This window comes from Streptosporangiales bacterium (assembly GCA_009379955.1).
Taxonomy (GTDB): domain Bacteria; phylum Actinomycetota; class Actinomycetes; order Streptosporangiales; family WHST01; genus WHST01.
In genome coordinates this window covers 25,252-51,266 of record WHST01000012.1, presented here as the reverse complement: position 1 = coordinate 51,266, position 26,015 = coordinate 25,252, and the positions used below count along the sequence as shown (strand labels likewise).

The window sequence follows — 26,015 nt, the reverse complement described above, 5'->3', positions numbered from 1 at the left end:
GGTCACCCGATCTTCTCGACGCACCTGCGGGCCTCGTCGAGGAGCTCGGGGCCTCGCCGGTTCCCGAACTCCCCACGGAGCGCGGTGATCAGGCCGGGCGCCCCTGCATCCGCATGCGACTCGACGTTCTCCCAGGCCAGGGTCGGCGTCGAGCGGTTGTACGCGAACCGCTCGGCCAAGACCAGCAACCGCACGGCGTCCTCCGCCGGCATGACCTGACGCATCAGGCCCCAGGCCCCGAGCGCGAACAGCAGGACGCCGGACACCGGGTAGTCCAGATCGGGGTGGCCGAGGTCCAGCGCCCGTGGCGCCCGGTCGAGGCAGGTGCGGAACAGCTCCGCTCCCGCCGCCTCGTCCTCGGCGCCGCCGTACAGGGCGTACGCCGTCAACGCGGTCGACTCGCCCTGCAGCACCCACGGTTCCAGGCCGGTCTGCTCCAGGCCGGGGAACCTGACCGCATGCATCCGGGGCACCGCCTCCCGGTACATCCTCAGGCCGGTGGCGTGATCCCCACGGGCCAGGGCGAGCTCCGCCTCCCCGGTCAGCACCAGGATCGGCCCGCCGAACATGGCCTCCGGCTCCCCCCTCTGGTCGATGCGCCGGAGTTGGGAGGCAGCCTCCTCCAGACGCCCGTCGGCCACGGCGCAGAGCGCCAGCAGCGTCCGGAGCTGGACGAGGTCGTCGGCCGCCCCGAGCCGGTCGAGCACGGGAAGCGCCGCGTGGGCGTGGACCGTCGCCGCCTCGCGACGGCCGAGCTGCATGTCGAGCTGGGCCAGCTGGGTGTGCAGGATCGCCGAGGTCCAGGGGCCGTCCGACTCCTCGGTCAGGCCCAGGGCGTGCTCGGCCGCCTCGACGGCACCGGCGGGGTCGCCGTTGTTCTCGAGTGTGTGACTGAGCCATTGCGACGCCACGACGGCTACGTGACGGTCGGGGTCGTCGGCGAGCTCTCGGAGCCTCACCTGGAGCACCGCGCCGTCGGCGGGGTCGAGGGAGAGCAGCACCCTGGTCATGGCACGCACCCGGGGCTCGGCGCCACCGTCCCCGAGCCGGATGAGCAGGTCGCGGATCGACCTGGTCCGCTCGTCGGCCGCGATCAGCAGGTTGTTCAGTGCGACCACCATGGCCTGCCGGGTGACATCCTCCAGCCGAGCGGGCGGGTGCCAGCCCGCCATCGCATCGACGATGGCACCCGCCAGGACGATCACTCTCGCGTGGTCACCACGGATGGACCAGAACGAGCCCAGCGTGGCGAGCAGCTGGACGACCGTGTCCGGGTCGGGTGCGGCGAGCGCCTGACGGAGCACGTCGGCGAGGTTGCTCTCCTCCGCGGCCATGGCGTCCATCGCCGTGAACTGGTCGGGCCCGAACAGCCGTTTCCCGTGGTCGCGACCGTACGTCGTTGCCCAGGCGCGTTGAGCGGCGTGAGCCGGTTCGTCCTCGCCGGCGTCGACCAGCTGCATCCGACCGAACTCGCGGACGGTCTCCAGCATCCGGTAGCGAACGCCCGCCCCTGACTCGGTCACGCCCAACAGGGACTGGTCCACCAGCGACTGCACGGCGTCGAGGGCATCGCCGGCGAGAACCGCCTCGGCGGCATCGAGGGTGAAGCCGTCGTGGAAGACCGAGAGCCGGCGAAGAACCCGGCGCTCCGGCTCCCCGAGCAGGTTCCAGGACCAGTCGATGACCGCGATCAGGGTCTGGTGTCGATCGGGGGTGCCACGGGCACCGCCGCGTAGCAGGGCGAAGCGGTTCTCCAGGCGTCGACGGATGTCGTCGACCGACATCACCCGCACCTTGGCCGCGGCCAGCTCGATCGCCAGGGGGAGCCCGTCCAGCCGGACGACGATGTCGGTCACGGCGTCGTGGGGGAGCCTGACGCCTGGGCGCGCGGCGACGGCACGCTGGCGGAACAGCTCGACGGCATCCGGTGTACCGAGCTCACCGAGCGGGTAGACGTGCTCGGCGGCGATCGCCAGCGGGGCACGGGTCGTGGTGACCACCCGGAGGTCCTGGGTCGTGGCCACCAGGAACGCGATCAGGTCGGCCACGGCCTCCACCACGTGCTCGCAGTTGTCCAGGATCAGCAGGCTGGGGGCCGAGACGAGGTGTTGGGCGATCCGGGCACGAACGTCGGATCGCTGCTCAGGTGTCAGCGTGCGGCGGCCGCTGACCGAGTCGCGCACACCCAGTGCCGAGCCGACCTCGCCGACCACGTCCTCCGGCACGGTGACGCCGACCAGCTCGACGAAGTGGACCACCGGTTGTCCGGCGTCGCGCCCGAGCACGTGCGCCAGCCGGGTCTTGCCCAGGCCGCCGGGTCCGACGATCGAGACCACACGGACGGTCTCCACCAGAGCGCGCAGTCGCCGGATGTCGTCCTCGCGGCCCAGCAGGCTGCTCGTGTCGTAGCGCAACCCCTCGCGCACCGGCCTGTCGAGCGCGAGCAGGTACCGGTGGACCCGCTGGAGATCGTCACCCGGGTCGGTGCCGAGCCGGTCGCGCAGCTCGCTGCGGTACTTCTCGTAGCGATCGAGTGCCGCACCCGTACCCCGTACGGTCGCCTCGCTGCGGAGCAGGCAGGCGAGTACGGCCTCGTCCGACGGGTCTCGGTGCAACGTCTCCTCGAGACGGGGCAGTGCGGCGGAGTGGTCGCCGGTCGCGCTCAGCGCGCGACCGAGCAGTCCGGTGAGCTCGGCCGCGTGCCGCGCGGCGACCCTGCGCAGCTCGGCCAGCGGACCGTCGTGGTCGTCGTCGGGAACCACCAGCGACCTGGTCAGTCCGACCGCCTCGAAGGCAGCCTCACGCGCGGCGACCGCGTCATCGTCTGCCAGGGCGCGACGGGCTCGCCTGGTCAGCTCGCCGAGTCGGAGCACATCGACCTGGTCCGGTGACACGCCGAGCCGGTAGCCGCGACCGTCGTGGACCACCGCGTCCGGGCCGCACAGGGTACGGGTTCGCGACACCAGTACCTGCAACGCCTTGCCCGTGTTGGCCGGGACGTCCTCGCCCCACACCGCCTCGATCAGCCGCTCGTTGCTCACCGCGCGGCCGCTTCCGGCAGTGAGCGCCGCCAGCAACGCCTGCGGCCGGTCGCCGGCAACGAGCCTGCCGCACCAGCGCACGCCGTCGAGAAGGGTCAGGGCGGACGACACCGGTTCAGTCTAGGCACGGTCGTTCGGTTCGACCCGGGCGAGTGAGACCGGATCCGGCGCTACTCGCCGGTGGCACCGTCGATGAGCTCCCTGGCGGTGTCGAGGTGGCCGGCGTGACGGGCGTACTCCTGGAGCACGTAGACCAGGATCCACGCCAGCGTGGGACGAGGGCGCGGGTCGTCCTCGGGGAACCGTCCGCCGGCCGCGGCGACGTCGGTCAGGTCGGCGGCAGTGACGATCGACCGGGTGGACGCGCCCGCGGCGTGCAGAGCGGTGACGAGCTCGGCGGCGGTCTCGTCGGCGCCGACCCGCCAACGCCCGGAGTCGTCCTCGTCCCCGTGCGGGTCCGGCAGTTGCTCGGCGGTGAAGCCCCAGCGGAACCACCGCTGTTCCATGCACGCGAGATGCTTGAGCAGCTGCAACGGGGTCCAGCCCGACGGCAGCCGGCTCGACCGCAGCTCCTCCTCACCGAGGCCGTCGATCTTTCGGGTGATCACCGACCGGTAGTAGTCGAGGAAGCCGAGCAGCACCTCCTCCGAGTCGGAGAGCTCACGGCTGGGCTTGTGCGCATCATCGGTCATGACTGTTCAGTATGGGTCAATCCCGTGTGCTGAACGCCGCGTCGAACGCAGCGGCCGGCTTGTCGAAGCTGAGGTTGCGGACGAACGTCACCGCTTCCGCCGCGCCGCGCAGCCGGTCCATGCCCGCGTCCTCCCATTCCACGGAGAGGGGGCCGGTGTAGCCGATCGCGTTGAGCGCGCGGAACGACTCCTCCCACGGCACGTCGCCGTGGCCGGTCGACACGAAGTCCCAGCCGCGCCGCGGATCGGCCCACGGCAGGTGCGAGCCCAGCCGGCCGTTGCGGCCGTCGAAGCGCTTCTTGGTGTCCTTGCAGTCGACGTGGTAGATGCGGTCGGCGAAGTCCAGGATGAACCCGACAGGGTCCAGGTCCTGCCAGATGAAATGCGACGGGTCCCAGTTCAGACCGAACGCCGGACGGTCGTCCACGGCGGTCAGCGTGCGCCTGGTGGTCCAGTAGTCGTAGGCGATCTCCGACGGGTGCACCTCGTGTGCGAAGCGGACGCCCTGCTCGTCGAACACGTCGAGGATCGGGTTCCATCGCTCGGCGAAGTCGGCGTAGCCGTCGTCGACGACCTCCTGCGACACCGGCGGGAACATCGCGACGTACTTCCAGATCTTCGACCCGGTGAAGCCGACGACGGTGGAGACACCCAGCTTCGCGGCGGCACGTGCGGTGTCGGCCATCTCCTGCGCCGCGCGGGCGCGCACACCCTCTGCGTCGCCGTCACCCCAGATCCGGGACGGCAGGATGTTGCGGTGCCGGTCGTCGATCGGGTCGTCGCACACCGCCTGGCCGACGAGATGGTTGGAGATCGCCCACACCCCGAGTCCGTGTGAAGCGAGCTGCCGCAGCTTGCCCGCGACGTAGTCGTCCTCTGCCAGCGCTCGGTCGACTTCGAAGTGATCGCCGGAACAGGCGATCTCCAGACCGTCGTATCCCCAGCGTGCGGCGAGCTCGCACACCTCCTCGAACGGAAGATCCGCCCACTGGCCGGTGAACAGCGTCACTGGTCGACTCATCGTCTGCTCCCCACTGCTGCGACCTCGGTCCACGCCGATCCTGCCGCAGCGCTTCTGCCGACGGCGTCGAGCACCCGCTGCACCCGCAGCCCGTCCGCGAACGACGGTGCGGGGTCGGTGCCGTCGACGATCGCCCGCACCAGGTCGACCACCTCATGGGTGAACGTGTGCTCGTAGCCGAGCAGGTGCCCCGGCGGCCACCACGCGCCGACGTACGGGTGGGTCGGCTCGGTGACGAGGATGCGCCGGAACCCCGCCTCCGCGGCGTCGCCCGTGCCGTCGAAGAACCACAGCTCGTTCATCGACTCGAAGTCGAAGCGCAGGCTGCCGCGCGACCCGTTGATCTCCACCGACATGCCGTTCTTGCGGCCGAGCGCGAACCTGGTGGCCTCGTACGTCGCAAGCGCGCCGCCGGCGAACCGGCCGAGGAACACCGTCGCGTCGTCGACGGTGACGTCGTCGAGCTCGCCCGAGCCGTTCTCCTCCGGCCGCCTGTGGACGAACGTGTCGGTGAGCGCGGCGACTCCCGTGAGCACGTCGCCCAGCAGGTACTGGGTGGTGTCGACGATGTGCGCGCCGAGATCGCCGAGAGCGCCGGAGCCTGCCCGTTCCTTACGCAACCGCCAGGTCATGGGGGCATGCTCGTCGGACAGCCAGTCCTGTAGGTAGAGGGCGCGCACGTGGCGGATCGTGCCGAGCCGGCCGGCCTCGACGAGCCGGCGTGCATAGGCGACCGCGGGGACCCGGCGGTAGTTGTACGCCACCATCGATCGCACGCCACGGGTTGCCGCCTCGGCCGCGGCAGCGGCCATCTGTTCGGCCTCGGCGACGGTGTTGGCGAGGGGCTTCTCGCACAGCACGTGCTTCCCGGCGGCCAGGGCCGCGACGGCGATCTCCGCATGCGAGTCGCTCGGCGTACAGATGTCGACCAACTGCACGTCGGCGGAGGCCACCAGCTCACGCCAGTCGGTCTGCACGTCCGCCCAACCGAGCTTCGCCGCCGCGGCCTTGGTCCTGGCGACGTCGCGACCGCCGAGGACGGCAAGGTGGGGCACCACCGGCAGATCGAAGAACCGGTGCGCTGTCCGCCATGCGTGCGAGTGCGCCGCGCCCATGAACGCGTGGCCGACCATGCCGATCCCGATCCGTCCCCGGCTGCCCACCGTCATGATCACCCCTCGTCGTCTATGTGTCCGCCCGTTCCCACGCCGCGCCTACGACGCGAAGCCGATGTCCAGGTACTGGTCGACGTTCTCCTTGGTCACGACCGCCGAGTAGGCGGTGATGCTCGCGGGAATCTCGTGCTCGGCGAGATCGGCCATGCCCTTGTCCTGACCGAGCAGGCGGGCGAGCGAGATCGCCGAGGACGCCATCGCCGGGCTGTACAGGACGGTGGCCTTGATGACCGAGCTGTCTGACTTGATCCGGTCCATCATGTTCCGCGACCCGGCACCGCCGGCCATGATGAACTCGCTCCGGTCCGCCGACTCGATCGCGGCGAGCACGCCGACGCCCTGGTCGTCGTCGTGGTTCCACAGCGCGTCGAGCTTGCCTGCGCCCTGGAGCAGGTTCGCGGTCTGCCGCTCACCGGACTCCGAGGTGAACTCCGCGGCCACCCGTGGACCGACCTTGAACCCGTGGCGTGCCAGGGCGTCCTTGAATCCCCTGCTGCGGTCCCGTGTCAGCGGCAGCGAGTCGATCCCGGCGACCTCGCCGATGACCGGATCGGACACCTTCTTCGCCTTGAGCTGCTCGCCGAGGTAGTCGCCGGCGTTGACGCCCATCCGGTAGTTGTCGCCGCCCACCCAGGTCCGGTAGGCGAGCGCGGTGTCGAACACCCGGTCCAGGTTGACCACCGGGATGTCGGCGTCCATCGCCTGCCTGGCGACCGCGGTCAACGCCTTGCCGTCGAACGGCAGGATCACCAGCACGTCGACCTCGGCGTTGATCAGCGTCTCGACCTGGGCGATCTGGCGGTTGACGTCGTTGGTGCCCTCGGTGGCGTTGAGCGTGACGTCGGAGAACGTCTTCGCCTGCGCCTGCGCGTTCTTGGTGATCGCCGCCATCCAGCCGTGGTCGGCGGCCGGCGCGGAGAAGCCGACGGTGATCTCCTTGCCCGGTGACGCGTTCTCACCGCCACCACCGGCGACCGGCTCCGTACTCTCGTCGGTCGGCTCGTTGGAGGTACAGCCGACCAGGAGCGCGCCTGCGCCCAGTGCGGAAGCGCCCAGCAGTAACCGGCGGCGAGCCAGCGTTGGATTGTGAGACACGGGTACTCCCTCGAATCATCTGTCGTGCATGGTTGGTGGCATCAGGTCTTGCTGGTTCTGGTGGTGCCGTACTGCAGCAGAACGGCGGCGACGATGATCGCGCCCTTGGCGATGTTCTGGATGTCGGTCTCGAGATTGTTCTGCGCGAAGATGCTGTTCACGACGGTGAAGATCAGCACGCCGATGAGCGTGCCGATCAGCGTGCCGCGACCGCCCGACAGCAGGGTGCCGCCGATCACGACGGCGGCGATCGCGTCGAGCTCGTAGAACATGCCGTTGGTGGAGGCGCCCGAGGTGGCACGGGCGACCACCATCACCGCGGCGATGCCGCAGCAGAGCCCGGCGATGCCGTACACCACCGCGAGGTGTCGCTTGACGTTGATGCCGGCCAGTCGAGCCGCCTCGGCGTTGCCGCCGACGGCGAACGTGCGCCGACCGAAGGTCGTGCGGTTGAGCACGACCCAACCGACGCCGAAGACCGCGGCGAGCATCCAGATGAGCACCGGGATGCCGAGCAGGTCACCGCGGAAGACGTCGAGGAACCCCAGCTCGGTGACTACCTGCGTGCGCCGTCCGGACAGCCTCTCGGCCAGCCCGCGCGCGGACGCGTACATCGCGAGCGTGGCGATGAACGGCACCAGCCGGCCGTACGCGATGAGCAACCCGTTGATCAGTCCGGCACCCAGCCCGACGGCACACGCGCACAGCACCATCACGAACGGGCCGTAGGACTGAGTCGCCACCGTGGTCATCCAGACGCTGGCCAGTGCGACCAGCGACCCGACGGACAGGTCGATGCCCCCGGAGATGATCACGAAGGTCATGCCGACACTCACGACGCCGATCGCCGCGGCGAGCCGGAGCATCGTGGAGATGTTGCTTTCGGAGAGGAACGCGTCCGGCTTGGTGACGTAGCCGACCACGCAGAGCACGACCAGCACGCCGAGCAGGATCATCATGCGGACGTCCAGCCGTAGACCGCTCGGGACACGCGTTCTCGCCGGTGGTTCCGTGCGGTCCGGCTCCGACGTCGCCTCGGACTCCGGTGCGGTCGGGGACGACCGCGCGCTCACGTCAGCTCCATCGCTCACGTCATGACCTCGCTGCCTGTCATCACCATGTCGAGCACCGCGGCCTCGGTGAGGTCCCGCGCAGGCCGCGTGGCGAGCAGGCGACCCTCGCGCATCACCAGTACCTGGTCAGAGAGCCCGAGTACCTCGGGAACCTCGCTGGAGACCAGCACCACCGCCACGCCGGACGCCGCCAGCTCGTGGATCAGCCGGTACAGCTCGACCCGCGCGCCGATGTCCACCCCGCGGGTCGGCTCGTCCAGGAGCAGTACCTTGCAGTCGCGCACCAGCCAGCGCGCCACGACCGCCTTCTGCTGGTTGCCGCCGGAGAGCGTACGCATCACCCGGCGCGGGTCGGCCGGGCGCAGGTCCAGCCGTTCCAGCGTGGCGCGGGAGTCGCGCAGCTCTCGGGCCCGATCGGGGAACCCGGCACGGCTGTACTCAGGCAGGCTGGCCAGCATGACGTTGTCGGCCACGGACTGGTCCAGCAGCAGGCCCTGGCTCTTGCGCTCCTCCGGAGCGAGCCCCACGCCGGCGGCCACCGCGGAGGTCACGCTGCCAGGTCGCAGCCGCCTGCCGCCCACGGCGACCGTGCCGGCGTCCGGCTTCCTCGCGCCGAACACGGTCTCGAGCACCTCGCTGCGACCGGCGCCGACCAGTCCGGCGAGGCCGACGATCTCGCCGGCGTGCACGGTGAAGCTCACGTCGGCGAACTCGCCGACCCTGGTCAACCCTTCGACCCTCAGCACCTCGCGCCGTTCGTCCATCGTGGACTCCTGGCGGCGCGGCGCGACGGCTTGCATCGTGCGGCCGGACATCAGGTTGACCAGCTGTGCGGTCGGTGTGCTCGCCGCGTCGAGTCCGGATGCGACGGTGCGCCCGTCCTTGAGCACGGTCACTCGATGCCCGATGCGGCGGATCTCGTCGAGCCGGTGGGAGATGTAGACGACGGCGACGCCGGCCGCGGTCAGCTCCCCGACGATGCGGAACAGGTTGTCGACCTCGTCGTTGGCCAGCGCCGCGGTCGGCTCGTCCATCACGATCAGCTGCGCGTCGTGCGCGAGTGCTCGTGCCATCGACACCAGCTGCTTGCCGGCGGCCGACAGCAGCTCGACCTCTCGGCCCGGCGGGATCTCCGGATGGCCCAGCCGGTGCAGCAGTCGACTGGCGCTGGCCCGGGCGTGCCGGTAGCGCGTGAAGCCGAACGTGGCCGGCTCGTGACCGAGGAAGACGTTCTCCGCCACCGACAGCCCGTCGACCAGGTCGAGCTCCTGGTACATGGTGGCGATGCCGAGGCGCAGTGCGTCGACCGGCGAGCCGAGCGTGATGGGTCGACCGTGCCAGCTGATCACGCCCTGGTCCGGCTGATGCGCGCCCGACAGCACCTTGATCAGTGTGGACTTTCCGGCGCCGTTCTGGCCGAGCAGGCAGTGCACCTCGCCGGCGCGGACCTCCAGGTCGACCCCGTCGAGCGCGCGCACTCCGGGGAAGGTCTTGACGATGCCGGCCATCGTCAGGAGCGCGTCATCGGTCATGGGCCGGTCTCCCGAGGGGGCATGGTGTGCGCGAGGTCACAACGTAGCGCACTTTAGATCTGGACGTGCGATCTTTCGACGACTCAGGACGAAAGTCCGGAGCGCGGTTCAGTCGACGAGGATGAAGGCGTGCTCGGTGGCGGACCAGGCGGCGCCGGTGACCCCCGCCAGGTCGCCCAGCTCGGAGAGCACGATGGGCAGGTTGCTCGTGGCGAGCGGGAGGGAGCGGCGGTAGACCGAGCCGCGCACCTCGGCGAGCAGCGGATGGCCGACGCGCGACACGCCGCCTCCGATCACGACCATGCCCGGGTTCAGGAAGCTGACCAGTGACGCGATCACGTGGCCGAGGCGTCGGCCGCCCTCCCGCAGGAGGTTCGTCGCCCCGAAGTCGCCGGCCGCGGCGGCGGCACCGACGTCCTCGGCGGTCAGCGTGCTGCGCTCGGTCAACGTCTCGGCGAGCATCGGTGACCGGCCGCTGCGCGCGAGTGTCAGGCCGTCTCGTGCCAGGGCGGCGCCGCCGAAGTACGCCTCGAGGCAGCCGGCCTCGCCGCATGCGCACACCGGTCCGTCGTCGTCCAGCCGGATGTGCCCGATGTCGCCCGCGCTGCCCGCCACGCCCCGGTACACGACGCCGCCGAGCACGATGCCGCAGCCGATGCCGGTGCCGACCTTGACGAAGATCAGGTCGTCCAACGACCGGGCCACACCGGCGTGGCGTTCGCCGAGCGCCATCACGTTCACGTCGTTGTCCACCGTGACGGGGCAGCCCCACCGTCCGGCCAGCTCCTCGCGCACCGGGTAGCGGTCCCAGCCGGGCATGATCGGTGGCGCGACCGGCATGCCGTCTCGGAAGCTGACCGGACCCGGCAGGCCGATGCCGGCGCCCATCAGCCGGCCGGGAGTCTTCGCCAGCACCAGGTTCGCCAGGTCGACCACACGCTGGAGCACCCGCGCGGGCCCTTGCCGCACGTCACAGTCCTCGCTCTGGCTCGCGAGCACCTCGCACCTGCCGTCGGTGACCGCGACGTTGACCGATGTCGCACCGACGTCCGCGGCAAGGAAGCGGAGGTCGTCCGCCAGGTGCACGAGCATCGAGCGCCGACCACCCCGGCTGGCCGCCGGACCACCGATCTGCACGAGCCCCGCGTCGACCAGCCGGGTCAGCGCACCGCTGAGCTTCGCGCGTGGCAGCTCCAGCCGCTCCCCGAGCGCCACGCGCGACATCGGGCCCTCGTCGCGTAACGATGCGAGGAGCCGCGGCTGTTGACGCGAGCGCACTCGCGACTGCTGCCCGGCGTCCGGCGCTTCCATCGTGCCAATGTAGCGCCGGCCGACCGGTCAGTCGGTGAGATCGAGCGCCGCGGCCACGATCGCGTCGGTGTCGATGCCGTGGTAGCGGTAGACGTCCTGCAGCGCGCCGGACTGGCCGAACGACGTGACGCCGAGCGTCATGTTCGCGACATTGTTGATACCGGCGAGGAATGCCAAGGTGTGCGGGTGACCGTCGAGCACGGTGACCAGTGGCACAGCCCGGTTGCTCGGGAACGCCTGCTCCAGTATCCAGTCCTGGCCGGCTCCGCGACCTTGCCGTCCACGTAACGCGTCGAAGAGGAGTCCCGGGCTGGTGACACAGACGACGTCCGTGCCGACGCCGATCGCGTCGAGCCGGTCCGCGGCGGCCAGCGCCTCGGTGACGACCGCGCCCAGCGCCGCGACCGTGACACGTGGCCTGTCGGCGCGGCGCAGTGGGTAGGCGCCGGCGACGACGAGCCGCCGCCGGCGGGCGCGTGCCGTCGGATCCGTCGGCACGCGCGCGAGCCGCTGGTCCACCGGTCGGGTCGACAACCGGAGATACGTCGACGTGCCGTCCTGGCGCCCGAGTCGTGCCAGGCTGGCAAGGAGCGTCCACTCGACGTCGATCGCGAACGCCGGCTCGTACGCGAGGCAGTCCGGCTGTTCCAGCCCGATCGACGGCGTGATGATCGACTGGTGCGCACCACCTTCCGGGGCGAGGCTGACCCCGGACGGCGTGCCGACCAGGATCGACTGGCCACCGGCGTAGATGCCGAACGTCCACGGCTCCAGCGCACGTGTCACGAACGGGTCGTACAGCACGCCGATCGGCAGCAGCGGTTGCCCCCACCGGCTCCAGGTCGCGCCGAGCTCACCGAGCAACCCCACCAGGTTCGTCTCCGCGATGCCGAGCTCGATGTGCTGCCCCGTCGGCTGCTCCTGCCAGTGCAGGATCGTGTCGGGATCGTCGGCGAACCAGTCGACGCGTTCACGTACCGACCACACACCGACCTTGTTCACCCAACCGCCGAGGTTGGTCGACGAGCTGACGTCGGGGCTCACCGTGACGACCCGGCCCGCCGCGTGTGGCGCCTGCCGAGTCAGGTCGAGCAGCGCCCGGCCGAGCGCCTCCTGGGTGGTGCCCGTGTTCGTCGGCGTACGCCCGAAGTCGACCGGCACCTCCGGTGGTCCGCCCACAGCCGTGTCGTCGCGCCGTAGCCGACGCGCGGTCTCGGCGCACAGCAGCGCGGGCCGGCTGCCATCGCGGAACCGCGCCCACGGGTCGGCGTGATCGGCGCCGAGGTCGGCGGCGAGCCGTTCCATCTGCTCGTCGGTGAGCAACGCGGAGTGGTTCTGCGGGTGCCCCTGGATCGGCAGGCAGTATCCCTTGACGGTGTAGGCGATCATCACGGTGGGGCGGGTGTCGTCGATGGCCTGGAACGCACGGTCGAGCGAGCCCAGGTCGTGTCCGCCGAGGTTGCCCATCGCCGCCGTGAGGGTCGCGTCGTCCAGGTCGGCGACCAGCTGCTCGAGTGCTGCGGCTCCATGGCCGCTGCCCGGCAGTCGACGCCGCATCTCGGCGGGCGGACAACGCAGCAGCCGCTGGTACTCGGGGTTGCTCATCTCGTCGATACGGGTGCGCAACGCGTCACCGCCGGGGCGGGTGAACAGGTCCTCGAGCAGCCCGCCGTACTTCACGGTGAGCACCTGCCACCCGGCGGCGGCGAACATCCCGTGCAACCGATCGACCGCGATGTTCGGCACCACCCGGTCGAGCGACTGCCGGTTGAGGTCGACGATCCACACCAGCTCGCCCAGCTCGACCACACCCGGATCGAGCACGGCCTCCCACACGGCGCCCTCGTCCAGCTCCGCGTCACCGACGAGCGCGTACTGCCGGCCGTGTGTCGACTCTTCCGCCCTGCTCTGCAGGTAACGCCGCGCGACCGCGCCCCAGATGGTGGCCGTCGCCCCGATGCCGACGGACCCGGTCGAGTAGTCGACGGGGTCGGGATCCTTCGCGCGACTCGGGTAGCTCTGCAGACCGCCGATCGAACGCAGCGTCGTCAGGTACTGCTCTTCCAGCCTACCCAGCAGGTAGTTGATCGCATGCAGGACCGGCGAGGCATGCGGTTTGACCGACACTCGGTCGTCCGGTCGGAGGTGCCGGAACCACAGCGACGTCATCAGCGACACCATCGACGCCGACGACGCCTGGTGGCCGCCGACCTTCGGGCCTGCGGTCTTCGGGCGCACGCTGTTGGCGTGGTGGACCATCGCCGTCGACAGCCACAGCACCCGTCGCTCGATCTCACGCAAGACCGCCGGCGGGACGTCGCGGTCGGGCGAGGTCGCATCCATCGTGCTCGTCATGCTGAATCGCTTCCCGGTCAGCGAGGCGTGGCCAGGCCGTAGACCTCACGCGCCGCGGCGACCTGTGCCCGCTCGGGCTTGGCCCAGTAGAAGCCGCGGCGGCTCGGGTAGACGCCGGCACGTCGCATCCTGGCGAGCATGGCGCACATCTCGGCACTCGCCCGCAGCGAGTCGATCACCGGAACGTCGTCGATGCGGGTGAGTCGCTGCCTGGCCACCAACAGGTTCATCGGTCCAGGCCCGGGGACGATCACCTGTGCCCCCCGGGCGATCAGCTCCCGTCCTGCCTCGGTGACGGCCCGGACCACCTTGCCGGCATCGCCGCCGGCGAGTCCGTCCACGACGTCGTCGAAGGACGCCTTCGCGTCGGTCATCGGCCCGAGCAGGGAGCCGACCCCGTAGCGCTCGGCATTGCGGCGCAGCTGCGGCTCCAGGGGCTCGATGTCGAACGAGACCACACCGATGACGCCGCCGAGCATCGACGCCACCTTGAAGCTCGCCTCACCGAACCCCACGACCGGGATGTCGACCAACGACCGGCACTCCTCCAGCGCCAGGTCGGGGATGGTCGCGATGATCATCCCGTCGTAGCCGGCGGACTCCGCGGTCAGCGCGGCGGAGACGAACTGCTCCTTGTGCAGGCTCTGCAGGTACACCTGGTGGATCCGGCTACCCGGGTACGGGGTGGTGTAGGTCCCGGAGCTCATCCCGTGCACGTCGACCACGACGTCGTCCGTCACGACGTCCGTCAGGTGTTCGGTGAGACCTCGCTGGTAGGCGTCCAGCAGGCCGAGGTCGGTGAGGCTCTGATGCCACAGTCGCAGGTCGGTCATCGCTCTCCTTGTTCACAGGCTCCAGCGCAAGGCGATCCGGCGCAGGCCGGTGACGATCGCGTGCAGGAGCAGGCCGACGACCGCGAGCACGATGAGCACCGCGAACACACCGGGGGTGTTCAGGTTGTTGCTCTGCTGCACGAGCATGAAGCCCATCCCCTGGTTCGAGCCGAGGAACTCCGACACGATGGTGGCGAGCATCGACAAGATGATGCCGACGTTGGCGCCCGCGAACAGGAACGGCAGCGACATCGGCAGCTTGAGCTTCCGCATCGTCTGGAGGCTTGACGCACCGTACGAGCGGAACAGCCGCAGGCGCTCTCCGCGCACGGTGTCGAGGCCGTGCGCCATGTTCGTGAAGATCGGGAAGAACGCGACCACCGCCGACATCGCCGCGTGCGACGTGGTGCCGAACCCGAACCAGACGACCATCAGTGGCGCGATGCCGATGTGTGGCATCGACTGGAAGCTGATGATGAGCGGGTAGAACGTCTTACGGAGCAACGAGATCTCGGTTACCAGGAGCGCGCAGACCACTCCGCTCACGACCGCGATCCCGAATCCGATGATCGCGGAGTACATCGTCCAGCCGAGCTGCACCGGGATGATCGTCTTCGCCGTGGAGAGCGCGCCCGCTATCTCGATCGGCCCCGGCAGGATCACCGACGGCACGTGGAACAGGGTGACTACCGCTTGCCAGACCACGGTGACGAGGATGAACGTGGCCACGACGTAGAGCACCTTGCTGATCTGGCCGGACACCGCCCTCCACCGGCGAAGCCCTCGACGGCCGGCTGCCGCGGTCGGTAGCCCGCCGGCTGAGCTCTCCACGTCGGAGTGGGTCGGCACTCCCTGGCTAGTGGACATCGGTCGGCTCCTTGACGTCTTGTTGGGACCGCACGGGCCCCGCCACACCCAGCTCCTCGCGGATGGCGGCGCGGACGCGAGCCGTCTCGAGCTCGTCGCCGACACCGTGCCCACGCGGCCGTGGCGCGTCGATGTCGAACACGCGCACGATCGATCCCGGTCTCCTCGACATGACGATGACGCGGTCGCTGAGCAGCACAGCCTCGTCGATGTCGTGCGTGATGAGCATGACGGTGGTGCCGGTCTGCATCCAGATGTCCTGGATCTCGAGGTTGAGCTGTTCGCGGGTCAGCGCGTCGAGCGAGCCGAATGGCTCGTCCATCAGCAGCACGGGAGCGTCGAGCATGAGGGCCCGCGCTATCGCGCAACGCTGCTGCATGCCACCGGACAGCTCTCGCGGGTAAGAGTTCTCGAATCCGGTGAGACCGACCATCTCGATCACCTGGCCAGCCTTGCTCCGATGCTGTTGCGAGATGCGTCTCGAGCTGAGCTCGATCGGCAGCAGGACGTTGTCCACGACCTTGCGCCATGGCAGGAGCACCGGGTTCTGGAACACGATGCTGACGTCTCTGCTGGGCCTGCGCACGTGCACGCCCGCGACTCCGACCGCGCCGTGGCTGGCTTCGTCCAGGCCCGCGATGATGCTGAGCAGGGTGGACTTCCCGCATCCGCTCGGCCCGACGATGCTGACGAACTCGCCACGCCCGATGGTGAGGGAGACATCCTGCAGTGCGTGGACCAGTCCGCCCTTGGCCGTCTCATACGTCTTGCTGACGGACGTGACGTCAATCAGGTCACCTGACATGTGTGGCCTTCCCATCCCGCACATCGGCGTGCAGCTTGGTGCGCTGGATCCTGTTCGTGGCGTGTGTTCGCGGAATGCCGTCGACCAGGAAGAAGTCGCGCGGCACCTTGAAGCTCGCCAGTCGCGTGCGGCAGTGCTCGGTGAGTCCGCTCGCCGTCACCTGACCTCCCGGCGTGAGCACGACGATGCCGACCGGCACCTCACCGAGGCGTGCGTCCGGCGCGGCGATCACCGCAGCGTCGGTGACCGCGTCGAGCTCGGTGAGCACCGACTCGATCTCCGTCGGCGCGACGTTCTCGCCACCGACCCGGATGATGTCCTTCTGTCGACCCAGGAACCGCAACCGACCGTCCGGCAGTCGTGCGGCGCGGTCACCCGTGTGCAGCCAGCCGTCCCGGATGGCGGACGCGGAGGCGGCCGGGTCACGGAAGTACCCGGGTGTCACGTTCCAGCCGCGCACACACAGCTCGCCGGGCTCCGCGCCGTCGACGGGCGACCCGTCGGCACCGGCGATGCGGAACTCCAGGCCAGGCAGTGGAAATCCGGCGGTGCCGTGCCGGACGTCGCGCGGGTCGTCCGCGGTGGTGAGTGCGAAGCAGCCGCCGGTCTCGGTCATGCCCCACAGCGAGCACAGCCGGGTGCCCATCGCGCTCTCCAGGTCGGCGAGGTCGTCGCTGGTGCCACCGGCCCACCCGCGCGTGAACTGCGGGAAGCCGCGCGGATCCGGGTGTGCACGCACGTCGTCGGCGGCCGGCAGCGGGCCGTGCGAGACGGTGATCGACTCGTCGCGCAGCACGCCCAGAACGTCCTGCGCCCGGTACCTCGTCGCCGTGAACAGCGTCGCGCCGGTCAGTAGCGTCGTCAGCATCGCATGCATGAGTCCGCTGCAGTGGAAGAACGGTGCGATCGAGAAGAACCTGTCGTCCGGGCCGAGTCCCTGACGGCGACCGACCTCGTACGCGAGCCTCAGCAGGCCGTGATGCGTCAGGACAACGCCCTTGGGTGCCGATGTCGTGCCTGAGGTGAACAGGATCACCGCAGCCCCGTCGAGGTCGTCGAGCGCGGTGGTTGTCGGCGACCCGACCGCCTCCCCTTGTGGTTCCGGCGCAGTCCACTGCTGCCCGGACGTCCGGTGCACCCACACGTCGATCGGTGCACCGTCATCTCGCTCCACCTCGCGCAGGCTCGGCCACTCGCTCAGCAGGTCGCGCGTGCGGACGGACTGGTGCAGCACCACCGCGGCCGGGCGGGTCACCTCGAGACAGTGCCGTACCTCCCGGTCGACCAGCCTGGTGCTCAACGGTACGACGACGCCACCTACGGCGAAGACGGCGAACGCCGCGGCGGCCCACTCCACCGAGTTGGCGAGCGCCAGGCCGACCCGATCACCGGGCTTGACCCCACGGTGGCGGAGCAGCTCGCCGAAGGTGGTCGCATGCTCGAGGAGCTCCGCGAACGACACCACCTGTGCCCGGTGGTCGACGACGATGAAGTCGCGAGCGCCCCAGAGGTCCGCAGCACGGCGTAATGCCTGGAACGCGTCACCGGGGAGCTCCGCTGGTTGATCGAGTGCGAGGGACTCGACGTCTATGGCCATGGCGTTGCCCTCCCATGCCTGCACAGCGCGGCAGCTCGTGTCCGGTCACGCGATCGTGTTGGTCAGTTCGCCGATCCCCTCGATCGACACGGTCACCACATCCCCGCTGCCGAGCAGCTCGGCGGGTGCACGGCTGAAGCCGACGCCGGCGGGCGTGCCCGTGGCTACCAGGTCCCCTGGCCGCAGCGACATGCAGCCGGACACGTACGCGATGATCTGCGCGGCCGTGAAGACGAGCTGAGCCGTGGAGCCTTCCTGCTTCGGCCGGCCGTTGACCGTGGTGCGGATACGGAGGTCGCGTGCTCGCCCGAGGTCGTCGGGCTCGACGATCTGCGCGCCGATCGGCGCCGAACCGTCGGCGTTCTTCCCGACGGTCACCTGCTTGCCGGCGAACTGGAACCCCCGTGCGCTCAGGTCGTTGAAGCACACATAACCGAGGATCGCCTCCTCCGCCTCCGCCTCGTCCACGTCTCGCAGGGGCGCGCCGACGACGGCGGCGAGCTCACCTTCCCAGTCCAGGCCGTGCTCCCGCGGTGGCAGGGGCACCTCACCGCCGTCCCGGTTGAGCGTCGACGCCCACCGGCCGAACACGTCGGGCACCGTCGGCAGGTCCGCGGTTGCCTCGGCGGCATGGTCGCGGTAGTTCAGGCCCGCGCACAGCACGTGCGCCGTCGCCGGTACGGGTATCGCGGGCTCGACGTCCGTGAGCGCCAGCCCGTCGGCAGCGGCAGCGGTCTTCGTCGCGGCTGCCGCACGGTAGCTCGGCAGGTCGGCGTAGAACTCAGCGACCTCACACAGGGGTACGACCCGGTCGTCCACCGCCACGCCCATGGTCGGCGTGCCTGCGTTCGAGTACGCGATGAATCGCATCTTCTCACCTGCCAGAGCCCGTCGGTCTACCGCCAGATGAAGACCTGGCGGCTGCGCAGCAGTGCGGTGCCATCCTGCTGCACCCAGTAGTCGGTGACGATGTCGACGAAGATCAGTGCGCCGCTGCGCCCGTTCTTCTGGTAGATGTCCTCGTAGGCGCTCTGCGTGACGATGACATCGCCGACTCCGGCGAGGCCGAGGATCCGGACGTCGTTGCCGCCGTTGAGCAACCGCTGCTGTGGGATGGGGACGTCAGGCAGACCCATCCGGCCGAGCACGTCGCCGGCGCCGTCGTAGTCGGAGTCCTCGAACGACCGGTCGAGCGGATCCGATGTCCCGCCTGGTCTGCGCAGGGCGTGGAGTGGGAACAGCGGCGGCGCCATGATCCGGCCGTACTGCGACTTCGCCGCATGGTCCTCGTCCCAGTAGAGCGGGTCGTCGTCCATGATCGCCTGCGCGAACCGCCGTACGGAGCTGCGGTCGACGGGATCGGACGCGACCATCGTCTCGCCCTTGCGCCCGATCAGCGAACGCACCTCGGCGGTGATGTAGTCCGTGACGGCTACCTGTTCGGCGACCATGGTCACGCTGCCGCGTAGACGTGGCCGAGCTTGCCGGGCAACGGATGGCCCACGATCTCCTCGGCAAGCTTGACGACCTCGACGAGCCTGCCCAGGTCGACCCCGGTCTCGATGCCCATCCGCTCGCACATGAAGACGATGTCCTCGGTCGCGACGTTGCCGGCGACCGTCTTCGCGAACGGGCACCCGCCCAGGCCGCCGACGGACGAGTCGAACGCCGTGACACCGGTCTCGAGCGCCGCGTACACGTTGGCGATCCCTGTGCCTCGGGTGTCGTGCAGGTGCAGGGAGACCGACATCGCCGGCCAGCGTTCGCGTACCGCGCCGATGACCCGCTTGATCTGGTCGGGGTCGGCCCAGCCCATGGTGTCGGCGAGCAGCGCGTCGTCGATCTGGGTGTCGAACTCAGCTGCCAGGTCGTGCATGATCCCGACGCACTCCAGCACCCGCTCGACGGAGATGTCGCCCTCGTAGTTGCAACCGAACGCCGCCATCAAGGTGCCGGACCGCACCGGGATGCCGTGGTCCCGGTAGAGCGTGAGCTGCTTGCGCTGCATCTCGATGTCCGCGGCCATGTCACGCCGCTGGTTCTGCTTGGAGAACGTCTCGCTCGCCGTCAGGCTCACGTGCCCGTCGATCTCGTAGATGCCGGCAGCAATGGCACGTTCGAGGCCCTTGTCGTTCAGGTAGACGGCGTCGTACGCGACCCCGGGGAAGCTGCGTACCTGCGTCGACACGTCGTCCGCGTCGGCCATCTGCGGCACGTGCTTGGGACTGACGAAGCTGGTCACCTGGATCTTGCGTAGCCCGGTCTGCGCCAGCGCCTCCACCAGCTCCACCTTCTGCGCCGTGGAGATCTTGTCCGGCTGCCCGATCCCTTCGAACTGGAAACCTTCCCGCGGCCCGACCTCATGCAGCTCGACACGGTCCACGTTCATCTGTGCCCACCTCTCAGCTCCCGGCTCGGATCGGTTGTCGTTCGTTCGACTCACGCTGCCGCACCGTCCGTGGCCTGCTCGATCAGCGACGGGGGCAGCGGATACGGCACCGGCGGACCGTCGCGGCGCGGCAGCAGCGCGTGCGCCGTTCCCGTCGTGGTCACATCACCGTTCTCGTTGCGCATGCCGATGGTGCACTCCACGACCCCCCATCGGGCCAGTTCGCGACGCCCGCTGACCTCTCCGTACGCGGTGATGGTCGCGCCGCGCACGTCCATGCCGCGGTAGCTGAACGAGATGTTCAACGGCCAGCCCGACGGGCCTGCGAAGTCCTTGATCAGCTGAGCCAGCACGTGCTGTTTCCACGAACCGTTGACCAGCACGTCGGGCAGGCCGTCGTGGTCGGTGGCGAACGGGCGGTCGTAGTGGATGCGGTGCCAGTTCTCGATCGCCGAGGACCACCGCATGAGGTGCATGCTGGTCATCGGGCCCTTGGTCACCGGGGTCAGCTCCATGCCCACCTCGACGTCCTCGAAGTGTCGCTGTCGCATCACGCCTCCACCCTCACGTCTCACGCCGAGAACTTCTTCGCCTGCGCGACGATCGCGTCGCGGTCGAAGTCGTTGGCCTCCTCGAGGAACTGGCGGGTGAAGTAGGCGCTCGGCGTCTCGACCTTCTTGATCGTGTCGGCACCGCGCAGCAGTTCCCCGACGGCCGTGATCTTCGAGTCCTCCATGTCCCCGAGCAGCTGACCCTCTTGCATCCGCTTGTCGAGCTCGAGGTACGGCATGACGCTCTTCAGCACCTTGGTCCCGATCTCCACGGCACGTGCGGACGACATGCCCTGCGGTTTCGCGGCCGGGTACAGGCGGTAGTGCAGCTTGACGATCTCGGTTGGATCCGCGGCGCTGAGGAAGGCCAGCGACTTGGCGACCGCCTTGCAGTACGAGAGGACCAGCTCGGGGTCGTCGTCCACCATTGCCTGCGTCGCTACTGTCGCGTGCTGGAATCCCAGCTTGGACAGCGGATCGGGGCGGAAGATCCGCAGCTTCGTGCCCTGCGCTTCGAAGTTCGCGTAGATCATCGCCCACAGCCCGAGGGCGGTGACGCGCCCCTTCTGCAGCGCGTGCAGGGCCGGGGTTCCGGTGCCGACGGCGAGGAACTTGACGTCCTTGTCCGGTTCGAGACCCATGTGCTTGACGACCGCACGGACCTCGATGTCCGGGCTGCCGCCGATCGCGTTGGTGCCTATCGTCTTGCCGCGCAGGTAGTCGGCGAGCTGTGACTCCTCGGTGATCGGGCTCGAGTCGCTCACGGCGATACCGATGAAGTCGCCGGGAATCTGGCACATGACGCCCTTGAGCTCCACCCCGCGGTCGACCGAGGTGAAGATGACCTGCGTGCTCTGCGTCGCGAGCTGCGAACGGTTCGTCGTCAGCGCCGCGACCGATGCCGTGCCACCTTGCAGGCCCTCGATCTCGACGCTGAGCCCGTGTTGCTCGTAGAACCCGAGAGCGCGCGGGATCGCACCGAACCACGCGGTGGTCGTGTCGAGGGTCGGCACCCCGTAGCTCAAGGTGATGCGGCGCAGCTTCTTGCCGTCAGAGTTCGTCACCTTCGACTTCGATGTGGACTGCGCTGCCGGTCCGCCGCATGCGGTGACCACCCCACCCAGGGCGAGCGCTCCGGCGCCGCCGAAGAGACTGCGCCTACTGATTCCCCGTTCTGACCTGTCGGAGGCATGGTTGGTAGACACCATCGTCGGTTCTCCTTCGAACTCCGCTGGTGGGCAGCAGTGTGGCTCGGCTGTTAGCTCGTGCCCGTCCGGGCTTGTGTCTTCTTGGGCGGCTTGGTCTTTCCGGTTCGCGTCGTGGTGGCGGCCGACGGGGCGGCCACATCTGTCAGCAGCTTCGCCGCGACGTCGAGCATCTTCTCCTCGTCGCCCGGCCCGTCCCGGAGCAGGCGAGTGAGCGCGAGGCCGCGGAGCAGGTACGTCTGTGCGCGGAGCGCCTCGGTTCCCTCGCGCGAGTCCGTGATCTCACTCGGGAAGAGGTCGTGGAAGAGCGCCTGGACCTCCTTACCCAGGTGCCGTTCGATCCGATGCACCTCGGCGCGCAGCGTCGGGTTGGTGCGTGCGGCCACCCACAGCTCGAGAGCGCCGAAGTACAGGTCCGCGGAGAAGGTCGTCCAGAGCAGGTCGATCGCCGTGCGCATCCGCGTGGCCGGGTCGTCCGACATCGTCTTGCGGATCTTCCGTGCCCGGGTGCTGAGCTCCTGGAAGCGGCGCCTCGCCAGGTGCTCCATCGCGGCGAGCAGCAGCTCGTCCTTGGTGGCGAAGTGATGCAGTTGTGCACCCCTGGAGAGGTTGGCGCGCTTGCAGACCAGCGGTGTGGACGTACCGGCGTACCCGTACTCGATCAGGCACTCCACGGCGGCGTCCAACAACCGCTCCCGGGTGGCGACGCTGCGAGCCTGCTTCGGCTGGCGCGCTTCCTCACTGGCCATGGCAGCACCGTAAGTCGCAGAAATCAAATCAGTCAAGACTGACTTTTTTTTGATCGTCATGGCGGCTGCTGAGCCAGGGGTGAACGGACGCTCCTCAGGTGTCGACGGCGCGCTGGGCCTCGACGATCTTGACCGCGGCGTGCGCGAGCAGGCGGTCGTCGGGGTCGGCGAGGTCGAGGCCGGTCAGCTTCTCGATGCGCTGGGCGCGGTACGCGACCGTGTTCGGGTGGACGTGCAGGCTGCGGGAGACCTGCTTGAGGCTGCCCTGGTGGCGCAGGTACTCCGAGAGCGTCTTGACGAGGTCGAGCTTGTGGGTGGTGTCGTACTCGATGACCGGTCCGAGCACGTCGTCGGCGAACCGCCAGAGCTCACTCATGTCGCCGATGCGCAGCAGCAGGCGGTAGATGCCGAGGTCGTCGTAGCGGACGAGCTGGCCGACCCGGCCGAGCCGCATGCCGAGGTCGACCGCCTGCTCGGCCTGGCGGAGACCGTGCGGGGCGTGCTCCGGGTGTGTCAGGTGCTCGCTCAGGCCGCAGGTCACGGTGGCGTTCGTCGCGTTGGCGAGCCGCTCCCACAGTCGCGACAGCGACGCGGTCGGTGTCGGCGACGGGCCCTCGCCCATGCGTGGAGCCTGGTCGGGCAGGATCAGCACGATGCGCGACTCGTGCGTCGTGACGACCGCTCGCGGCAGGGCCGCCGACAGGCGTCGAGCGACCGCGTCGACGTCACGCGGTGACTCGGGCCGGTCGACGTGGACGACGCCGATGCGGCAGCCGACCGCCTCGTCGAGGCCGAGCGCGCGGGCCTTCTGCCGTGCGTCGTCGGCGTCGAGGAAGTGGCCCGAGGTGAGGGCGTCGACGATCGCGCGCTGATAGCGGAGGCCGAGCTCGGTGCTGGTGCGTTCGTGGGCGAGCGTCAGCGCGAAGAGGGTGGCGGCGTACGTGGCCGTCAGCAGGTCGACGTCGTCGGGCTCGGAGTCGCCGGCCCGGTCGAGGACGAGGAGGTAGCCGAGCGGCTCGTCACCGACGACGATCGGCGTGATCAGACAACCCTGCTCGAGCAGCGAACCGGGCACCGACGGCACCCGCAGCGGCCGGCGCTTCACGACGAGCGCCCGCAGCAGGCGGTCGATGCTCGGGTCCGACCGGTCCCAGCGCAGCGCGGCGCTGTCGTCGTCGGCCCCGGCCTCGGCGCGGGGAACGAACGCCGGATCCATCAACACGATCCGCTTGTCCACCAGGTCGGCGAGGACGCGGGTCAGCTCGACGGGGTCGACGCCGTCGAGCACGGCGTCGGCGAGCTCGTCGCAGACCTCGAGGGTGCGGCGGTAGACGGTGTTCTGGCGCGACAGGCCGGTGACCATGTCGGAGAGCTCGGGTGGCTCCTGGTGGCCGTTGCCCGGCTCCTCCGCCGGGTCCCTGGCTCGTTCGACGCGGCTCTTGCTCATGCTCCGCTCCCGGGCCCGACGAGGCGCCTGATGAGCCGGATCGCGCGGGGGTCGGGTGGTGTGGGCAGGTGGATCGTGACGCCGGAGACGAGGGTGCGCAGTTTGTCCCCGATCTCGACCGCGACATCGAGCTCCGACCGGGGTCCGGCGCCATCGTTCGTCACCACGGCGAGCGGCGTGGTGCGCTGTGCCACCTCCGGCAGCTCGTGCCGCAGCCGCTCGATCGTCCGTGCGTCCTCGAACGGCGCCAGGGTCGCGATCACCGGGATACGTACCCCGCGCTGGCGCAGGGCGGACAACGCCTCCTGCGCCTCCTCGGGGTCGAAGATCGGGTCGGTCACGAGGAAGTGCGCGCCCGCGCGTACCTTCTCCTCGGCGCGGTCGAGCTCGTTGTCCAGCTCGGCCGCCGAGGTGTTGACCGAGGCACCGATGACGAACTCGGTGCAGTCGGGGATCGGGACGCCACGCCAGTCGATCCCCTCGTTGAGCCCGGACAGCGCCGCGATCAGCCGCACCGAGTCGACGTCCCACAACGGGCCGGGGTCGGGGTAGTCGCCGACACCGCGCGGCGAGCCCGTGCGGCACACCACGGTGCGCAGGCCGAGGGCGTGGGCCCCGAGGAGGTCCGCCTGCAGCGCCGCGAGGCTGTGGTCCGCGGTCTCGACCGGGAGCAGGACGTCGACCTGGGCGCTCTGTTGCAGGACCACGCACACGCCGACGGGGTTGATCCGCGCCATCGGCGGCGCGGGTTCGGTGATGGCGAGTGCGTTGACGCCCGCTGCCTCCAGCTCGCGCGCGTACTCGACGAAGCCGGCGATGTCCTCGCCTCGTGGTGGCTGCATGCCCGCGATCACGACGAACTGGTCGGCCGGTGGCCAGCTCGCTCGGTTCGGGTGGTCGACCTCCGCGGCCACGATCTCCGGCCGAACCGTCGCGGTCGTCGGCTGCTGGATCGGTGGCAGCGTGCGGGTGGGCGTCAGCGACGCGACCGCCTTGGCGATCGCGCGGACGTGTGCCGGCGTCGTGCCGCAGCAGCCGCCGACGACGGTGGCGCCCGCCGCGACGAACTGGCGCGCGGCTTCGGCGAAGTACTCGGTGTCGTGGACGTAGCGGACCTGACGTCCCAGCCGTCGCGGGACGCCTGCGTTGGGCTGGACCGAGATCGGCAGCGTGGCCAGCCGCGCGAGGTCGGCGACGACCGGCTGCAGCGCCCCGGGGCCGACACCGCAGTTGGCGCCGAGCGCCGCGAGGTCGAGCCCGCCGAGCGCCTCGGCCACGGCGACGGCATCCTCACCGCGCAACGTGCGGCCGTCGTCGCCGAAGGTGAGCTGGGCGACGATCGGCAGGTCGCACTCGTCGAGGGCGATGTCGACGGCCTGGGCCAGCGACTCGATGTCGCCGAACGTCTCCAGCACGACGAGGTCGACCCAGTCGGCCAGCGCGGCGATCTGCTCGCGGAGCGTGGACGCGCGCGCGTCGCCAGGGGGACGGGGCACCCAGGTCGCGCTCAGTGCCGGCCCGACCGACCCGGCGACGAGTACGGGGCGACCGCTGTCTTCGACGGCCTCCCTCGCGCACCGCGCGCCGGCGATGTTGATCTCGACGACACTGTCCTCCAGGCCGACTCGGACCAGTCGCATCCGGTTGGCGTTGAAGGTGTTGGTCTGGATGATCTCGGCGCCGGCGGCGACGTACGCGGCGTGCAGGTCGCGTACCAGCCGCGGCTGGGAGATGTTCAGCTCGCACAGCGCACGGTCGAGAGGGACCCCGGTGGAGTGGAGCATCGTGCCCATCGCGCCGTCGCACACGACGACGTTCTCGGAGAACATCCGGCGCACGCGTACGCGGGTGTCCTCGGTGTCGCGGTCGGCATCGACATGGACGTTCACGGCAACCGTCACGACCCTTCAGCCGATGCGTTCACGGTACCGCGCCGACGCGATCGGGAGAAGAACCCCGAGTCACCGCGAATCGGACGACCTCTCCACCCCCTGGCGCGGTGACGAGTTCACAGGATGAGGTCGGCCAGCCTGTCGATCTCCGCCAGGTCCGGCCGGGTCGGGGCGAAGGTGAGCTCGGTCATGCCGATCGCTGCGTAGTCGGCGACGGCGCGACGGATCGCGTCGGGCGAGTACACCGCCGCCTCGGCGTTCGCCGTCGCCACCTGCGCGCCGGCGAAGGCGTAGTAGCTGCGCAGGTGACCATCACCTCCGCGGTGGCCGAGAGGGCGATCGCGTTGAGGAGGTTGTTCAGCAGCTTCATGGTGTGCCCGACACC

Annotated in this window: 21 protein-coding genes; all 21 read right to left on the bottom strand. The window is 69.7% G+C overall.

Going from position 1 to position 26,015, the window contains the following annotated elements; all coding sequences use genetic code 11:
• Nucleotides 1–2 precede the first annotated feature (2 nt).
• On the bottom strand, nt 3–3,152 hold the full coding sequence (locus GEV10_05700) for an AAA family ATPase (protein MQA77964.1): 3,150 nt from the start codon (nt 3,150–3,152) through the stop codon (nt 3–5).
• Between the two features lie 59 nt (nt 3,153–3,211).
• A complete protein-coding gene (locus tag GEV10_05695; protein MQA77963.1) occupies nt 3,212–3,733 on the bottom strand; it encodes a DUF664 domain-containing protein in 522 nt (173 codons plus the stop codon).
• A gap of 16 nt (nt 3,734–3,749) precedes the next feature.
• Nucleotides 3,750–4,754 carry a TIM barrel protein gene (locus GEV10_05690; GenBank protein MQA77962.1) on the bottom strand — a complete coding sequence of 335 codons (1,005 nt, stop codon included), beginning with the start codon at nt 4,752–4,754 and terminating at the stop codon, nt 3,750–3,752.
• Complete coding sequence (locus GEV10_05685; protein MQA77961.1) at nt 4,751–5,923, bottom strand: gfo/Idh/MocA family oxidoreductase; 1,173 nt, start codon at nt 5,921–5,923, stop codon at nt 4,751–4,753. The genes GEV10_05690 and GEV10_05685 overlap by 4 nt, the downstream gene beginning before the upstream one ends.
• Before the next feature lie 45 nt (nt 5,924–5,968).
• Nucleotides 5,969–7,024: a substrate-binding domain-containing protein gene (locus tag GEV10_05680; GenBank protein ID MQA77960.1), complete on the bottom strand. Its 1,056-nt coding sequence runs from the start codon at nt 7,022–7,024 to the stop codon at nt 5,969–5,971.
• A 41-nt stretch (nt 7,025–7,065) separates the two neighbouring features.
• The gene (locus tag GEV10_05675; GenBank protein MQA77959.1) at nt 7,066–7,983 is read right to left on the bottom strand and encodes an ABC transporter permease; all 918 of its coding nucleotides are present in this window, start codon (nt 7,981–7,983) and stop codon (nt 7,066–7,068) included.
• 128 nt (nt 7,984–8,111) lie between these two features.
• A complete protein-coding gene (locus tag GEV10_05670; GenBank protein MQA77958.1) occupies nt 8,112–9,629 on the bottom strand; it encodes an ATP-binding cassette domain-containing protein in 1,518 nt (505 codons plus the stop codon).
• 108 nt (nt 9,630–9,737) lie between these two features.
• Nucleotides 9,738–10,940 (bottom strand): ROK family protein, encoded by a 1,203-nt coding sequence (locus GEV10_05665; GenBank protein MQA77957.1) that lies wholly within the window; start codon nt 10,938–10,940, stop codon nt 9,738–9,740.
• Nucleotides 10,941–10,967: 27 nt separating this feature from the next.
• Complete coding sequence (locus GEV10_05660) at nt 10,968–13,283, bottom strand: pyruvate dehydrogenase (protein MQA77956.1); 2,316 nt, start codon at nt 13,281–13,283, stop codon at nt 10,968–10,970.
• Between the two features lie 29 nt (nt 13,284–13,312).
• Complete coding sequence (locus GEV10_05655) at nt 13,313–14,128, bottom strand: hydantoin racemase (GenBank protein ID MQA77955.1); 816 nt, start codon at nt 14,126–14,128, stop codon at nt 13,313–13,315.
• Nucleotides 14,129–14,140: 12 nt separating this feature from the next.
• Nucleotides 14,141–14,995 (bottom strand): ABC transporter permease subunit, encoded by an 855-nt coding sequence (locus GEV10_05650; protein MQA77954.1) that lies wholly within the window; start codon nt 14,993–14,995, stop codon nt 14,141–14,143.
• Complete coding sequence (locus GEV10_05645) at nt 14,985–15,788, bottom strand: ATP-binding cassette domain-containing protein (protein MQA77953.1); 804 nt, start codon at nt 15,786–15,788, stop codon at nt 14,985–14,987. The genes GEV10_05650 and GEV10_05645 overlap by 11 nt, the downstream gene beginning before the upstream one ends.
• A 1-nt stretch (nt 15,789) precedes the next feature.
• Nucleotides 15,790–17,397, bottom strand: coding sequence for an AMP-binding protein (locus tag GEV10_05640; GenBank protein ID MQA77952.1), 1,608 nt, complete (start codon nt 17,395–17,397; stop codon nt 15,790–15,792).
• Nucleotides 17,398–17,442: 45 nt separating this feature from the next.
• Nucleotides 17,443–18,267 carry a fumarylacetoacetate hydrolase gene (locus tag GEV10_05635; GenBank protein MQA77951.1) on the bottom strand — a complete coding sequence of 275 codons (825 nt, stop codon included), beginning with the start codon at nt 18,265–18,267 and terminating at the stop codon, nt 17,443–17,445.
• 26 nt (nt 18,268–18,293) lie between these two features.
• Nucleotides 18,294–18,854, bottom strand: a complete 561-nt coding sequence (locus tag GEV10_05630; protein MQA77950.1) for a hypothetical protein — start codon at nt 18,852–18,854, stop codon at nt 18,294–18,296.
• On the bottom strand, nt 18,851–19,786 hold the full coding sequence (locus GEV10_05625; GenBank protein MQA77949.1) for a hydroxymethylglutaryl-CoA lyase: 936 nt from the start codon (nt 19,784–19,786) through the stop codon (nt 18,851–18,853). Before GEV10_05625 ends, GEV10_05630 begins: the two co-directional genes overlap by 4 nt.
• A gap of 50 nt (nt 19,787–19,836) precedes the next feature.
• Nucleotides 19,837–20,337, bottom strand: coding sequence for an acyl dehydratase (locus tag GEV10_05620; GenBank protein ID MQA77948.1), 501 nt, complete (start codon nt 20,335–20,337; stop codon nt 19,837–19,839).
• A gap of 20 nt (nt 20,338–20,357) precedes the next feature.
• Nucleotides 20,358–21,545 (bottom strand): hypothetical protein, encoded by a 1,188-nt coding sequence (locus GEV10_05615; protein MQA77947.1) that lies wholly within the window; start codon nt 21,543–21,545, stop codon nt 20,358–20,360.
• A 50-nt stretch (nt 21,546–21,595) separates the two neighbouring features.
• Complete coding sequence (locus GEV10_05610; protein MQA77946.1) at nt 21,596–22,351, bottom strand: TetR family transcriptional regulator; 756 nt, start codon at nt 22,349–22,351, stop codon at nt 21,596–21,598.
• Nucleotides 22,352–22,385: 34 nt separating this feature from the next.
• Nucleotides 22,386–23,738: a hypothetical protein gene (locus GEV10_05605; protein MQA77945.1), complete on the bottom strand. Its 1,353-nt coding sequence runs from the start codon at nt 23,736–23,738 to the stop codon at nt 22,386–22,388.
• Nucleotides 23,735–25,639, bottom strand: coding sequence for a bifunctional homocysteine S-methyltransferase/methylenetetrahydrofolate reductase (locus tag GEV10_05600; GenBank protein ID MQA77944.1), 1,905 nt, complete (start codon nt 25,637–25,639; stop codon nt 23,735–23,737). Before GEV10_05600 ends, GEV10_05605 begins: the two co-directional genes overlap by 4 nt.
• Nucleotides 25,640–26,015 lie beyond the last annotated feature (376 nt).